Annotated in this window: 9 protein-coding genes, 1 tRNA gene and 8 pseudogenes; 6 read left to right on the top strand and 12 right to left on the bottom strand. The window is 47.1% G+C overall.

The genetic code is table 11. The features are described 5' to 3' along the window. The first annotated feature begins 60 nt into the window (after positions 1-60). A pseudogene (locus tag JZM30_RS06225) lies at positions 61-666 on the top strand (TfoX/Sxy family DNA transformation protein). A gap of 113 nt (positions 667-779) precedes the next feature. On the opposite strand, the pseudogene yccS reads toward JZM30_RS06225, so the two are convergent. Next, positions 780-2843, bottom strand: a pseudogene (gene yccS, locus JZM30_RS24965) (YccS family putative transporter). A gap of 71 nt (positions 2844-2914) precedes the next feature. After that, a complete protein-coding gene (locus JZM30_RS06235) occupies positions 2915-3361 on the bottom strand; it encodes a YccF domain-containing protein (RefSeq protein WP_252317931.1) in 447 nt (148 codons plus the stop codon). Positions 3362-3586: 225 nt separating this feature from the next. On the opposite strand from JZM30_RS06235, the gene helD reads away from it, so the two are divergent. Continuing rightward, positions 3587-5644, top strand: a complete 2058-nt coding sequence (helD, locus tag JZM30_RS06240; RefSeq protein WP_252317932.1) for a DNA helicase IV — start codon at positions 3587-3589, stop codon at positions 5642-5644. Positions 5645-5685: 41 nt separating this feature from the next. Here the strand turns inward: helD and JZM30_RS06245 are convergent. Next, positions 5686-5893: pseudogene (locus JZM30_RS06245) on the bottom strand (methylglyoxal synthase); the annotation flags it as partial. Further along, positions 5888-6057 (bottom strand): annotated as a pseudogene (hspQ, locus tag JZM30_RS06250) (heat shock protein HspQ); the annotation flags it as partial. The pseudogenes JZM30_RS06245 and hspQ, both read right to left, overlap by 6 nt. 193 nt (positions 6058-6250) lie before the next feature. Between hspQ and yccX the strand changes: the two are divergent. Then, positions 6251-6531, top strand: a pseudogene (gene yccX, locus JZM30_RS06255) (acylphosphatase). A gap of 7 nt (positions 6532-6538) precedes the next feature. Here the strand turns inward: yccX and tusE are convergent. After that, a complete protein-coding gene (gene tusE, locus JZM30_RS06260; protein WP_252317933.1) occupies positions 6539-6868 on the bottom strand; it encodes a sulfurtransferase TusE in 330 nt (109 codons plus the stop codon). A gap of 156 nt (positions 6869-7024) precedes the next feature. Next, entirely contained in the window at positions 7025-7684 is a 660-nt protein-coding gene (gene yccA, locus JZM30_RS06265) for an FtsH protease modulator YccA (RefSeq protein WP_252317934.1), read from the bottom strand. A gap of 229 nt (positions 7685-7913) precedes the next feature. On the opposite strand from yccA, the gene JZM30_RS06270 reads away from it, so the two are divergent. Continuing rightward, positions 7914-8001, top strand: a tRNA-Ser gene (locus tag JZM30_RS06270). Positions 8002-8337: 336 nt separating this feature from the next. Beyond that, a complete protein-coding gene (locus JZM30_RS24615) occupies positions 8338-8604 on the top strand; it encodes a hypothetical protein (protein ID WP_438801468.1) in 267 nt (88 codons plus the stop codon). 296 nt (positions 8605-8900) lie between these two features. Here JZM30_RS24615 and JZM30_RS06280 read toward each other — a convergent pair. From JZM30_RS06280 to JZM30_RS06290, 3 genes and pseudogenes are all read right to left on the bottom strand, one after another. Then, positions 8901-9737: pseudogene (locus JZM30_RS06280) on the bottom strand (MBL fold metallo-hydrolase); the annotation flags it as partial. A gap of 912 nt (positions 9738-10649) precedes the next feature. Beyond that, a pseudogene (locus tag JZM30_RS23875) lies at positions 10650-10900 on the bottom strand (IS5/IS1182 family transposase); the annotation flags it as partial. A 197-nt stretch (positions 10901-11097) separates the two neighbouring features. Continuing rightward, positions 11098-11346 carry a hypothetical protein gene (locus JZM30_RS06290; protein WP_252317936.1) on the bottom strand — a complete coding sequence of 83 codons (249 nt, stop codon included), beginning with the start codon at positions 11344-11346 and terminating at the stop codon, positions 11098-11100. 232 nt (positions 11347-11578) lie between these two features. Here JZM30_RS06290 and JZM30_RS24620 point away from each other — a divergent pair. Next, positions 11579-12054, top strand: a pseudogene (locus tag JZM30_RS24620) (hypothetical protein); the annotation flags it as partial. Between the two features lie 68 nt (positions 12055-12122). Here the strand turns inward: JZM30_RS24620 and JZM30_RS24290 are convergent. The 3 genes from JZM30_RS24290 to JZM30_RS06310 form a co-directional block, all read right to left on the bottom strand. After that, positions 12123-12479, bottom strand: coding sequence for an NleF caspase inhibitor (locus tag JZM30_RS24290; RefSeq protein ID WP_368858835.1), 357 nt, complete (start codon positions 12477-12479; stop codon positions 12123-12125). After that, positions 12440-12781 (bottom strand): hypothetical protein, encoded by a 342-nt coding sequence (locus JZM30_RS06305; protein WP_252317939.1) that lies wholly within the window; start codon positions 12779-12781, stop codon positions 12440-12442. Before JZM30_RS06305 ends, JZM30_RS24290 begins: the two co-directional genes overlap by 40 nt. Positions 12782-13437: 656 nt before the next feature. Next, a complete protein-coding gene (locus JZM30_RS06310; protein WP_252317940.1) occupies positions 13438-13878 on the bottom strand; it encodes a RidA family protein in 441 nt (146 codons plus the stop codon). Positions 13879-13882 lie beyond the last annotated feature (4 nt).

The raw sequence follows: 13882 nt of genomic DNA on the forward strand, positions 1-13882 counted from the left end.
GAACACATATACAGACAGAGGATTGATTTTCAATACTAAAGGGTGTTGTATGAATTAGTTATGCAAAAAAAGATTTTGCAATCAAAAATTTCTTTCTCCTCATTGGTAGAAATTACCACCCGTTCTCAATTTGGCGGTTATAGCATCGCGGCAAATAAAACGATCTTTGGCCTTATCTCCAACGGAGAGCTTTATTTACGTGCGAACAAGCGCTGTTAGCCTCATTTCCTTGCACTGAATATGCCGCACCTGGTTTATACCAAACGGGGCATGCCCGTTCCGTTGAGTTACTATCTGGTGGGGGAGGTCTTATGGGAGGAACCGACTCAGCTGCTGCAATTGGCCAAAATGTCGCTTGAGGGCGCAGAACAGGATAAATCAGAGCGTGAGCACTGCACACGGTTAAAGGATTTGCCCAATCTGAATCACGATCTTGAGCGAACGTTATGGAAGGCGGGAATCAGAAATGCTGACGAGCTGCAACAACACGGTGCAAAGGAGAGCTACTTGAGGCTAAAAGCAGTCAGTAAACATGCCGGTGTGAATATTTTACTGGCGTTGGCGGGCGCGATTTGCAGAACGCATCAGGCCGCTTTGCCAATAGGGGTAAGAAACGAGCTGATTGAATGGCATAAACACCATTCAGCGCCTTTGCCTAAAACCTGAGACGTCAACTTGCGCGGTATCTTCAAAGGTAATGATGCCGCGCTATATGTTTTTATGCTTCGCGTGTTCTCTGCACCATTTTGACCGTGTGTACTATCACCGGATAGTTTCTTTTAACGGATGGTTCCCTTCAACTGCGTCAGTTCTGGCAAGACATCGATGATCAGACCAATTTGCTGCAAGACCAGTTGCTCCTTGCTGTCTGGATCGGGGGCAAGTTGTTGTACCTGCTGTTGACGTGCCAACAACCCCTCTCGCTGTGTTTGCACATCAATGTCAGGATGGTGCAGTGCTGCATCAATATAGCAAATAGCGTCATCCAGCAGTTGTAGCGTCTGCGGCAGCGCCAGCTTTTCTCGGTGGGCACCGAGTGTAGAAATATAGCTCAACAGCGTATGGTTAAGGCACATAAAGCGAAACGCATCATCGAGCGTATTCCTGATGGCATGGGGTTCAGAAGACATGTTCGCGACGACAGAGGCCAGCTCTGCGTCGCTGTTATGCGCATCGCGGCGCGCGATGCGGTAACGCAAACTGTTGCTTTTACCTTGATGATATTGTTCAAGAATGGCATCCAGATAACGGCAATTGGCATTGGTGGTTTTATCTATGACCGCAGGTAAACCGCGAAAACGCCAGTCCGGCCAGATAAAACTGACAGCGGCCTAGGCAATGGCGCAGCCAATCAGTGTATCCAGAATGCGTGGCCCTGCCACTTCGAAACCCTCACCCAGCAAGTTAAAGCAGAGCAAAACCAATAAGGTAATAAACAGGGTGGCATGGGCATATTGTACGTTGCGAAAGGCAAAGAACAACACACCGCTGATAACAATCAGCGTGAGTTGTCCTTCAAGCGAGGGGACAAAATAGAGTACCGGAATCCCAATCAGTATGCCTGCCAGCGTCCCGATAATACGCAGCGCCAAACGCCGTCGCGTTGCATTGTAGTTTGGCTGACACACAAACAGGCTGGTGAGCAGAATCCAATAGCCGTGCTGCATGTGTGTCAGTTGAATAAGCGCATACCCCCCCGCAGAGCAGGGCAGACATACGGATAGCGTGGCGAAACAAGGCTGAACGCGGTGTAAGATGACGACTGATGCGCAGCCGAATATCACTCCAGCCGGTCAGTCCATCATCAGCCAGACTTTCTTCCATCTGTTGCTGCGATTCCAGCCATTGCTCTGATTCGATATTCATTAACTGGGTATCAATGGCACGAAGATTATTCAGCAAGTGGCGTAATGCTTTTCCTTGGGTTGGATTTGCGCCATCTTTGGCAAAAAAAGCATGCAGCGCGGCATCCAGATAAACAAACGCCAGTTCGATACGTCCATCGTGCTGATATTTTTGCTGTAACAGAATGGATTGCGCCAATTGACGACAGGCGCGTGCCTGCATCGTCAGTAAACGTTGAAAACGAAAAAGAATATCACTGTGGCGAAAGGTTTCACGTAACTGAGCGTATTGCACGTGCGAGGAACTGGCGCGTTCGTGAATATCTTGTGCTGCAAAATAGTAGTGCCGCGTTGTCCGCGATCGCCGCGTAACCGGGTTAACAAAGGGGCTTTGGCTTGATTGAGCGTTGCCACCACATCACTGTTAACCAGTGCCACATCGATCAATGGGTTATCGGTCGAATCATCAATATCGGGATCAAACAGTGTCGCTTTAGCATCCAGATAGTGGGAAAGCTGCTCAAAGCAGCGAGCCAGACTGTCCTGCAAAGGACGAATGGGAAAAACAACATGCCCCAACAATGTAAGCAGGTTGTACCACAACGCCCCCGCGAGCAGCAAAAGCGGCTGTTGATACCAATTGTCATACAGGGACACGCCCAGCATGGTGTAAATGGCAATTAGCAGAGCACCAAAAGCAATGGTGGCGTAGCGCTGACCCAATGCACCGAGCAGAATAAAACCTGCCGTTGAAAAGGCCAGACCGATGCCGAATAACCACGGGTAAGGAAAAAGCAGTTCTATGGATACAGACGCTATAAAGAAACAAAGTAGCGTAATAAACAAATTGCGTAATCTGCCGGTTAGCCTATCATTGAGATCGGTCAGCGCAGCGGCCACTACCCCGAGCGTTAACGGAATGGTAGTGGTAGGTTGGCCCATCCACCAGGGCAGCAACGCGGCGCCGGCTAAGGCAATAAAAATACGCGCGTTGTACAACTAACCGCTATTGTATAGGTAACTCCGGAATCCTGAGATGAATGTCAACAACGTCTGTTCCTTACCGACGGTTAGCGATAGCGACGGCGCGCGTTTCTTTCACGTATCGCCTGTGCCTCTTCAATGGACACCACGCGACGACCTACAGGCCACAGCGCGATGACTACCAGTTTGAAGTTGGCGATCCCGACAGGAATACCGATAATCGTTAGGCATTGCGCAATGCCACTGGCAATGTGCGATATACACAGCCACCATCCGAAAAGAATAAACCAAAAGACATTAAGGACTGTCCCGCCAGCGCTCAATACGGCATTTTTACGCTCAGGCTCTACTTCATCGATGTGAACGGCCTCATTGCCGTAAGGGAACAGCGATAGCTTGGTGATTTCCCAGCATGATCGGGTCAGTGGCAATGTGAAAATCAGAACAATGCTGATTAGCGTTGCAATAAACAATGCCGGCGTAGTGAAAAATCCACCCAGCACAAAATTAAGAATGTTCAATGCGGCTCGCATTGTTGCTCCATGATGTCAGGCGTAGCGAAGGTCTCGTAAATAGGGCATCTATCATTACAAAATACAGACATCTCATGGCATTGCTTCGGCACACATCGCGTATGATGTCATCAGAAAGAATATTACATCAAGCGCGGGGATATCCTAACGTATTTTAACACTGGAGAAGGGGTCTGTGTCGCAGGTAAACTACCGAAAAGCCGTTTTTTTCATGGCGTAACGAAAATGGAACTGAAAGCAACCTCTTTAGGCAAACATCTGGCGCAACACCCCTACAATCGGGTGAAGCTGCTCAATGCGGGCGTTCAGGTGAGCGGTGAGAAACACGAGTATGTCATTCCCTTTAACCAGTTGCTGGATATGCAATGCAAGCGTGGGCTGGTATGGGGGGAACTGGAGTTTGTGCTACCAGAAAACCAGGTGGTGCGGCTGCATGGCACCGAATGGCAGGAAACCCAGCAGTTCTACCGCTATCTGATGAAAATGTGGCGTCAGTGGAGTGACGACATGAGCGCAGTGTGTGCCGACGCGTTACAGCGCCAGGTCACCGATATTGAGCAAATGGCGAACCATCATGGGTGGATTTCACGTCAGGCGTTGACTGAGTTACAGGCAGATATTCGTGCAACGCTCGCTTCCTTGCCGTTGCCTGTCGCAAGGCTGGCGGGGTTTGTGAATTGTTGTGACAGCTACACCCTTTGTCAGCAGTGGCTCGCTGAGGGGGAGTCGTGCAGAACCGTCTGTAACCAAACTTGGATGGAGAAAACGCTCTCCTCAGAGCAGGCGTTTTTTGACGGCGTTGAAACTACTCCGCTTAATGTTTCGCAGTGTCGCGCCGTCATCAATGGTGAAGATTCCGTATTAGTGCTGGCGGGGGCGGGCAGTGGAAAAACGTCCGTATTAGTGGCGCGCGCCGCCTGGTTGCTGCACCGAAACGAAGCGATGCCGGAACAAATCTTGTTACTTGCCTTTGGCCGCAAAGCCGCGCAGGAGATGAATGAACGTATACAGGCGTGCTTACACACGGACGCTGTACAGGCCAAAACATTCCATGCGCTGGCACTGCATATTATTCAGCATGCTACGCGCAAAGCGCCGGTTATCAGACGATTGGAAAGCAATGGCGCGCTACGACATGAACTGCTGATTAAAACCTGGCAGCAGCAGTGCGCGGAGAAGAAAGCGCAAGCCAAAGGATGGCGGGAGTGGCTGAGCGAGGAGATGGCGTGGGATGTGCCTGACGGCGAGTTCTGGCTGGATGCGCGTATGGCAGCGCGGCTGAGTGGTCGTTTGGATCGCTGGCTCGGGCTAATGCGTATGCAGGGCGGGAGCCAAAATGACATGCTGGCGCTGGCGGATGATGAGCAGCGCCCGCGATTGCAACGTGGTTTACGCTTGATGGCCCCTTTGCTTAAGGCATGGAAAGCAGCATTGAAAGAAGAAGGCGCGGTGGACTTCTCTGACCTGATCCTCCATCAGGCGGTAAATTTGCTGGATAAGGGGCGCTTTATCAGCCCTTGGAAGCATATTCTGGTCGATGAATTTCAGGATATTTCTCCCCAGCGTGCGCAATTGTTGGCCGCGCTGCGCAGGCAAAATCTGCGTACCCGCCTTTTTGCTGTCGGTGATGACTGGCAGGCGATTTACCGTTTCAGTGGCGCTGAACTGACGCTGACCAAGGCATTTGAGCATCACTTTGGGCGCGGAGAGCGCTGTGCGCTGGATACGACCTATCGCTTTAACGATCGTATTGGCGAGATTGCCAATACCTTTGTGCAGCAGAATCCGCATCAGTTAAAGAAGCCTCTTAACAGCTTGCGCGCTGGCGATAAAAAAGCGGTCATGCTGCTGCCTGAAACACAGTTGGAAACGTTGTTCGATAAGCTCAGCAGTTACGTCACGCCCGATGAGCGTATTCTTGTGCTGGCGCGTTATCACCATTTGCGGCCAGCCATGCTGGATAAAGCGGGTGTGAGATGGCCAAACCTGATTATTGAGTTTATGACAATCCATGCCAGCAAGGGGCAACAGGCTGACTATGTGGTGATTGTGGGATTGAACGATGGCAAAGAAGGTTTCCCCGCCTTGCCGCGTGAAAGTTTGCTGGAGCAGGTCTTGTTACCCCAGCCGGAACCTTTTGCTGATGCGGAAGAGTGTCGTTTACTTTATGTGGCGCTAACCCGTGCGAAACACCGGGTCTGGTTGCTCTACGATCGTGACGCACCGTCTGTCTTTGTTGAACAATTACAGCGTATCGGTGTGCCGCTTCAGAGGAAACCTTAATAACAGCGCTGCCAGCAACCGGGTAGCGCTGATGCGCCGCGTTACTTCAGACGCTCATTCAGATAGCGTTGGTAGTCAGGAATGGCGATCTCAACGGGCTGTTTAAAAAGGGCTGAGTTAACCAAAAAGTCAGCGGTGGAACGGTTGGTTGCGACCGGAATATTCCAGACGGTAGCGAAGCAGAGCCTTGACGTCAGGATCGTGCGGAACCTCATTCAGTGGGTCCCAAAAGAAGATCATCAGATCGATTACAACATGATACCAAGGTGAAGAGCGCAGCGTATCGTGGGCATCCAGTTCCTCCCACGCCGGGCTTACCAGCGAGTATTCAGGATCGATTCAATCACGACACCAGGGTATCCCAGCAGTTTATGACGAATCTGTTCTCCAATACCAAATTTACAGATAATCATAATGACTCCTGAGATAATCTGACTCTGTAACCTTACTTCTATATGGGCGCGAACGCCCAGATTTCAAGTTGTATGTGGAACAGCGTATTTGCTAACGGAATAAGGTTATTTTACTGCTAATAGTATGAGGCATATTGTATCGCCGTGCAGGAAATAAAGGTGTCTGCCCATTGATGATTGAGGTGGCGTTTAGATGTCTGAACACTGTGTGACAGCCTATGTATACGGTGTGGTGCAGGGGGGGTTGGTTTTCGTTATCACACACAACAGCAGGCCCGACAGTTGGGCGTAAAAGGGTATGCCAGGAATTGCGAGGATGGCAGTGTGGAAGTGGTAGCCAGTGGTGAGCCGCAGCAGGTTGAACAACTTATCATTTGGCTAAAAGCGGGTGGGCCGCGCAGTGCTCGTGTTGAGCACGTTCTTGTCGAGCCTTGCGCGATGATGGATTACACGGGTTTTTCAATCCGCTATTAGCCGAATATCAGATACATTTTACCGGCTTAGGTAGTCCTGCAATTTTGGTTGCCTGTTTGGCGGGGCCTTTCGGAAAGAGCCGATACAGGTAGCGGCTATTACCTTTTTCTTCGCCGTACTTTTGTGCCATCGCTTTTACCAGCATGCGAATCGCCGGTGAGGTGTTGAACTCCAGATAGAAGTGGCGAACAAAGCGCACCACTTCCCAATGCGCATCCGTTAACGCGATATCTTCCTGCTTTGCCAGTAGCGGTGCGAGAGACTCACTCCAATCAGCGCTGTTAAGCAAGTATCCCTGTGCATCCGTTTCTATAAAACGCCCTTCAAACTCCAACATAGTGCCTCGTAACCCCCTGTTTTAAGCGAAGTGTAGCAAAGAAATTCAGTCGGAAGAATGGGGGGTTCAGGGGGAATAAAAAGGCCTGAGCGGCAGAGACGCCACACTCAGGCCCGTTACATCAGTGCAATGATAAAGGCAGAAGCCTCAATCCGGTTAGTCGTTGCGCATGGTGCCTAAAATGCTCAACAAGCTCACGAACAGGTTATAAATGGAGACGTACAGGCTAACCGTGGCGCGAATATAATTCGTTTCACCACCGTGAATGATGTTGCTGGTTTCCCAGAGAATGGCGCCGGCAGAAAACAGAATGAACAAGCCACTCAACGCAAGATGTAACGCCGGAAGTTGCAGGAACAGATTGGCAATCACCCCGACGATCAGAACAACAAATCCCGCCATCATCATCCCGGACAGGAATGACATATCCTTGCGCGTTGTTAGAACATAGGCAGAACAGCAGAAAAAGACCAGGGCCGTGCCGCCCAATGCAAGCATGATAATGTCAGAGGCGCCGGAGGCAATCAGTGAGCTCAGAATCGGGCCCAACGTGTACCCCATAAAACCCGTGAGCGCAAATGCTGCCAGAATACCTGCTGGACTGTTGGCGAGTTTGTGGGTCAAAAACATCAGTCCGTAAAACCCTATCAGCATCAACAATAAGCCAGGCGCGGGAAGGTTTAGCACGGTACTGACGGTTGCGGTAAGCGCGGAAAAACCCAGAGTAAGTGATAAAAGGAAATACGTGTTACGCAGCACCTTGTGCGTGCTGAGCAGTGAGCTTTCCTGTCTGGAAGAGACAACAATACGATCCATGGCAGCGACTCTCTCTGTTAAATGATTATTATGACTCAGGATATCAGCATAGATAGTTGCATAGGGTTATTAAAGACGTTTTACCCTTCTTTACGCTGTGAAGTGCTAATTTTATAAGCATTATGATGATATTACGTCCAGTTAACGCTAAATTAGGTTATTTTTAGCGCAGTTGAGCGTTATCAGGCTTTACAACCTGTCGGGCTGTGTTTATAGTTCGCTTCGTTGTGGAGGGGTGGCCGAGTGGTTTAAGGCAGCGGTCTTGAAAACCGCCGAGTGTAACAGCTCCGTGAGTTCGAATCTCACCTCCTCCGCCACTTTTTTTTCAAATGCTTATCTGTAGTTCCTCACATTGTTTTTCTCTATTGTTATCCACTTGGTATATCCTATTTTTTCTGTGTGTTATTGTTCATTTTTATTGATTAGCGGCAAATCAAGCGTCGTCTAGTTTGTATTTTTCTACCGTAGTATTGCTACGGCTGCTACAAATATAGATTTAGATCTAAAAGATAACCCCCCCCTTATCACCCAAAAGAAACCAGCTCAAAAATTCGAACCACTTGAGGCTGAACTGCCTGAATCGATATCGCCTGATCTGTTGCGTGAGTGGGTTGAGTTTTGCCAACAGCTTAAGCAACCTATCAGGACCGAGCATGGGTTGGTCAGAACGCTCCAAAAACTCGACGACTTGCGTATGGCCGGGCTGTTTGAGCACCGGGGTGAAAAGCATGCAGGAAAAACTGACGCAGCAGAATCGCAAACCGCCAGAGACATTCGGACAGCACGCGCAGCCTGGGAACGGCACGTATAAGGTCTGTGGTGAGTTTATGGTACTGACCGTGGAGAGCGGGGCAAACCCGTTTGGGGTGAACGTAGCTGACGTACTTGTGGAATATAAGCGCTGGCGCAACGAGTTATAGCGTTACTCGATCAGTGCTGAATTTCCGTGGCGCCAGCCGGTGCTGCATCACATTTGCATCGGGAATACCTGCGTCGTAAGGCTGCACGGCTGATTTAGCCAACCAATCGAGTTATGACCAATGACCAATTTGTTAAACACAACCAAATGGATAATCGAGCCTATTCCATGGTCGACGCGAGGGGATTAAACCGGTAAGCCTGACGTTTTGAGAATGAAAAAACCTTAACGAAAAAGCAGCCTTGGTTTCAGACTGCTTTTTACTTTAATTTGAAAATCAGGTTTTAACGAGAGGGTTTATTTCCATCCCATTTCGCCTTTGGCGACTTTAGCACTTAGTTCGAGAGAACTTTCTCCCCCCAAACCAGGATAGTGTTTTTTCATAGCCTTGATCAGTTCTTCTGAGTTTTTAGCCTTTGCGGTTTCTTCATCAAACACACGAATGTAGTTTGCAGTAAAATCAACCGCTGTAACGCCCTCAGGAATTTTCCCTGTGAAATGCCCTGGGATTACCTTGGTTGGAGAGAGTGATTTAATCTTTTCAAGGGTTGTTAGCCAGTCTGCGTGCGATTTTGCTGTCTGGGTATCAGCCATCCAGACATGTTCTCCTGATACGACAGGGATCCAGCCTGAAACCGTTTTGATTGACGGTATCCACACAAAAGTTCGGTCAGGGGTAGGGCCATCGAGACCTACAACTTGCAGTTCATGCCCCTCAAGTTGGAGCGAATTGCCTTGGAGAGGCTGAGGTACAATAATTTTACCCGGTGCGTTTGAGCCTAACTGTGGCCCCCACACTTTAAGTTTCTCGTCTTTAGTTTCCTGAATATGTGCGATGGTTTGTGGTGTGGCAACGATTTTTGTCTGCGGGAAAGCCGCCTGAAGAGTATCAAGGCCAAAGTAGAAATCTGGATCTCCATGGCTGATATAAATTGTCGTCAGGTGCTTCTGGGATGCCTTGATTTTGTCCACCAACTTACGGGCCTGCTCTGCTGAAAACTGAGCGTCAATCAAGATAGCATCATTTTTTCCTTCAACTACAGAGGATATGGCAAAAATAGCCTGCTCCCCGGGATTAAAAACAGAGGTAGTGATAGCTCGATGTTCCTGTTTGTTGGCGGAAGCCGATGAAGTTTATGTTCCTGTCGATTTAGATACGGCTGCATGACTCTGGAACCCTACCATCGCGGTCGCCAGAGCGAAGGCACATGCTGGGAGTGTATATTTCGATAACGTCATATCAATTCACCTTTTTCAGTGTAGGGAAATTATTGAAAAATTGCTATCAGGTCATATGATTCAGCTATCAATGATTCTTTTTCAAGGCCATCAAAATTGATGTAGTAGGTCTGTCCACCGTCAGAGGCGCTTTAGTTGCGTGCATTATCAATCACTTTTCGCTTTAGACGTGATATGGCTGTATATGAGGCAGCACAACAATAATATTGGGAAGAAGTATAAGCGCTTACTTTTTAGGTTAGATCATATTTGTAGGCTTTGCTTAATGTTGGCTTTCTAAATGTCGCTGTATGTCTCTTGATAAACGCTGTTGCTGTTCCAAATCATGAGCCCAAAATTTATTATCAGGAAAATTATTATCACTGCTAAGGATATTACCTCCGCGCTTCATCCTTATTCGTGACAGCGCGTAACACCGCTCTTGATCGATGCCCGAGCCCCGTTTGTTTATCTCTTCGGTTATACGGAGCACTGTGTGTCCATGGCTATTGTATGTGCCTAGTGCTTTACACAAATCGTCATTGTTGTACGCAGATATTTGCTGGCTGGATAGGCTTGTGGCAGCGCACCCGGATAAAGTCAGTGTTATTGCTAAGGCTAATTTCATGAGCGCTCCTTGTGGCAAGAGCCTTGGGCAAATGCAACGAATTGGATTGATGTGACTGATATGGCCATGGTGAGTTCTTCTACCGTTATCTTGTTCATGTATTCAAATGGTATCTGGATGTCTGTTTTCACAACAGAAACAAAGGGTAAACCAACTGTTTTTAGTCAATTACTCGTCATGAGCTATGACATTAATGAGTATATCTTAGCAACTTTGACGAAAGGGAGAACATCATACAGGGCATTTTCAGCGGCACTGGTACTCAGGTCAAACCAGTGTTGTCGGCAGTGGATACATGGGGAATGAGAGACTGAGAAAAAGGCCTGCGCCTGCGTTGGGATAAGGGGGACGCTGAAAGCGGGAGCTAAACGATGTCGTCCCATGGAACCCGTAGATCCATACGATCGAAAAAACGGGATTTACAGGAAGAATAATGAGAAATAGCTGGGATCATGAAAAGGTCATTACAAATAAAGAGTTATATTCTCACAAATGAGGATTAAATTGCATCTTCCTTAATCAACTTATTGATTTTAAGCCCAGCGCTGTACTACAGCGCTGGGTTTTTAAGGAAAACAATCAAAAATACAATGTCCATTGTCATAATCCGTAATAAAATAGATTAATAATTAAACTGTTAGGTTGATACTATTCTCGATAAGACTTAGGCGTTGAAATAACGAGAAGAACTTGTTTGAATGCTTCATTAATAATAGGATGATTTTCAGGTGTTTTCCCCTTTTGTTCCTCCGCCACTAATTTGAGGACTTCAAATACGTGACCTTTAGGAGATAAGGCATTAATAGTTCTCATTATCATTATTAATAGCAAGCTATTAGTGACTTTTTGTACCTCAAGTGCGTGTTTTAAGTTTTTAATTTCATTCTCAACGTCCATCTATTTCCTCAATCCGAAGGTCATCAGCCACTCCTTCGGGGTAAGCGCTTGTGCAAAAAAAAATAGCTCAAGCGGGCTGATATGTTTCCTGTGGTGTTTAACGTTTTTATTTTTACGTTAGTAGCTCAACTGAAGTCCGTACAAATTGATATGCCCATTTTGTGCGGGCTTTCTCATTTATGGAGCATACAGGATAATTAATGGTCGAAAAGGTGGCAGTGGCAATGCCCGGATGGCAGCTGAGTCGCCGGATTCCTACGCAAAAATCCTGTTGGCGCTGGGTGAGGGAGCGTTTAGTGGCGGGCTTGATGGCACGCGTGTTTTCATGGACGGTACACCGATCACTGATGCCAATAGTAACGCTAACTTTTCGGGAGTGGCGTGGGAGTTTCGTTCTGGTACGCCCAATCAATCCTCTATTCCCGGTTTCCCTGGCGTTAGAGCATGGAATCGCCGTCAGCACAGAATTAACGAGCCAGACAGACTGAGTGTATTATGACCATCCAGATCAGCGATCGCTTTGGCAGCCGTATCAAGGCTGAAAACCTCTCTGTTTCGAAGTGGGCGCTGTACCAGATTGCGCAGCATTGCGACCAGTTGATTCCTGACGGCCGCGGTGGCGACAGCTCGGAGCCACGTTTTTTGTGCGATGTGTATATCCAGTCGCAGGAAGAAGCCTTGACCGTGTTAAACGATTTGGCCGCAATTGGCACTTTATCTGAATTCTAGCATTATGCTTGATAGGAGGTTAACGCGTTGAATGATCGAGCGTAAACTCAAACAAATACTGTGCTCATATTATGGGAGAAATAAGAAACCATTCTTGGTATTTTAGGATTTAAGGCGCTTCCTGACATTATCATGAAAAGTGCAAGCAAGTCACCATAGAGTGCTGAGCTATGATGAAGAATAAAGGGTTCACCTAGGATGCTTTTAAACTGACGCATAGTATCAATGAAAGCCGTGTATGGCTTTTCATTCCCTGAAGCTCCAGAGCGATTGTTCAGTGAAGCGCTAACCTCATCAATTATTTCATGTAAGTTGACTAAGCCTTTAATGTAGTTGTCTCGGTCATGGGTTGTACAGTTATCCGCTAAAGTCCCATAAACATCTTTTGTATGCTTATTATGTATGACAAACGTTTTTCTCTTAACTCACTAAAATTATTGATAATTTCACTCAGCATATCTTTCATTCTTCCTTGTGATGCACCTCGCTCTTCTCCGCTATTTGCATGCTTCAATTTAGATAATATTTCAGAAATATCCCTTCTTTGGGGATCATTCTGATCTGGCTTGTGATATGCATTTAATTCGGTAACGTAAGAGTTGGTGATCCCTTTGTTGTATATTGCTGCTTCAGGATTTCTTGATATATCTTCACGCATTGCACGCATAAATGAGCTTTCATTAGTCGTTGAACTGATTCTGTCCATTAAATTATCCTTAATTTAAGGGGGGTTTATATAAACGGTAGTTATAGTGTACGGTATTTAGTGATTGTTACGGTAACTTATTTTTAATTACTAACTGCCTTCCTTAATATCATGTCAGAAAAAAATAATAATAATAAATATCAAAAAAACATTATGTGAGCAAGCAGATACCAGAAAGTGAGGAATCCACTCCGACGGTAATGTACCGTAATGTTTACTGCAACACAGTAGTAAACTAAGTGAAAAGTCCGCGCGGGTCGACTATAAGGTTGGGCGTATCTTCAGGTATAAAAACGCTTTTATACCATGATTTATGACAATGAAGCGTTGGTATTTGAAGAAATCAGACCTTATAACTGGTTGATATATATTGGTTGTAGATGCTTCACTATACCAACGAATGATGTTAATTGATTGATTTAAATGGGGTGTCGTGGTGTTATTGAAAAGCGTCGAGTGTAACAGTTGCGTGAATTCGAATCTCATCACCTCCGCCACTCATTTAATACAATCGATGCGCTATGAATATGTCTTCGACTTTATCCTAATTATATGCAGCATCAAAGTCCCTTAACAGGGGCTTTTTTGTTTGTACTTTATCTGCTTTTAATCATTACCTACTCTGATTATCCATTTATCTGACCAGATCGCGGTGTCTAATGATTTGAGTTTACTACGGCTGTTCCGTCTATCATGCACAGGCAGTTTTCGTTGATAAGATCAGTAAATACCGTCATCCGTGCTGGATAGTGTCTTGCAGTGAAAAATTCGCGAAAAATATCCCGGACCGCAGGGAAATCGTGTCGATGTTTTAGGTAAAGCGTCAGTTGAACCATATCATCCAGGCTTGCATCGACCGACTGAAGTGTTTTTTGCAAAGCTTTCAGGGATGTCCTTGTCTGAAACACCGCATCCGCTTTCTCGTGACCGCCACTGTGGTGCGCCAGGAAAATAAAACCTCCTGCCACCACGCATGCCGGGCAGGTATCATCTTTCGTATGGGATGCTGCTCTTAAAATCATCACGCTGTCCTCATGATTAATCGTGTTAATACTGTATTTATTTGGGTCTTCCCTTGTTGTGGTGGCTGAAGGCATGATA

This window comes from Candidatus Symbiopectobacterium endolongispinus, assembly GCF_018777385.1.
Classification (GTDB): domain Bacteria; phylum Pseudomonadota; class Gammaproteobacteria; order Enterobacterales; family Enterobacteriaceae; genus Symbiopectobacterium; species Symbiopectobacterium endolongispinus.

Bases quoted from the DNA above. Each gene is read 5' to 3' on its own strand.
- JZM30_RS06305 (WP_252317939.1), bottom strand. From the start codon at position 12,781: ATGGACAGAATCAGTTCAACGACTAATGAAAGCTCATTTATGCGTGCA.
- yccA (WP_252317934.1), bottom strand. From the start codon at position 7,684: ATGGATCGTATTGTTGTCTCTTCCAGACAGGAAAGCTCACTGCTCAGC.
- JZM30_RS06235 (WP_252317931.1), bottom strand. From the start codon at position 3,361: ATGCGAGCCGCATTGAACATTCTTAATTTTGTGCTGGGTGGATTTTTC.
- helD (WP_252317932.1), top strand. From the start codon at position 3,587: ATGGAACTGAAAGCAACCTCTTTAGGCAAACATCTGGCGCAACACCCC.
- JZM30_RS06290 (WP_252317936.1), bottom strand. From the start codon at position 11,346: ATGGACGTTGAGAATGAAATTAAAAACTTAAAACACGCACTTGAGGTA.
- tusE (WP_252317933.1), bottom strand. From the start codon at position 6,868: ATGTTGGAGTTTGAAGGGCGTTTTATAGAAACGGATGCACAGGGATAC.
- JZM30_RS24615 (WP_438801468.1), top strand. From the start codon at position 8,338: ATGGGTTGGTCAGAACGCTCCAAAAACTCGACGACTTGCGTATGGCCG.
- JZM30_RS06310 (WP_252317940.1), bottom strand. From the start codon at position 13,878: ATGCCTTCAGCCACCACAACAAGGGAAGACCCAAATAAATACAGTATT.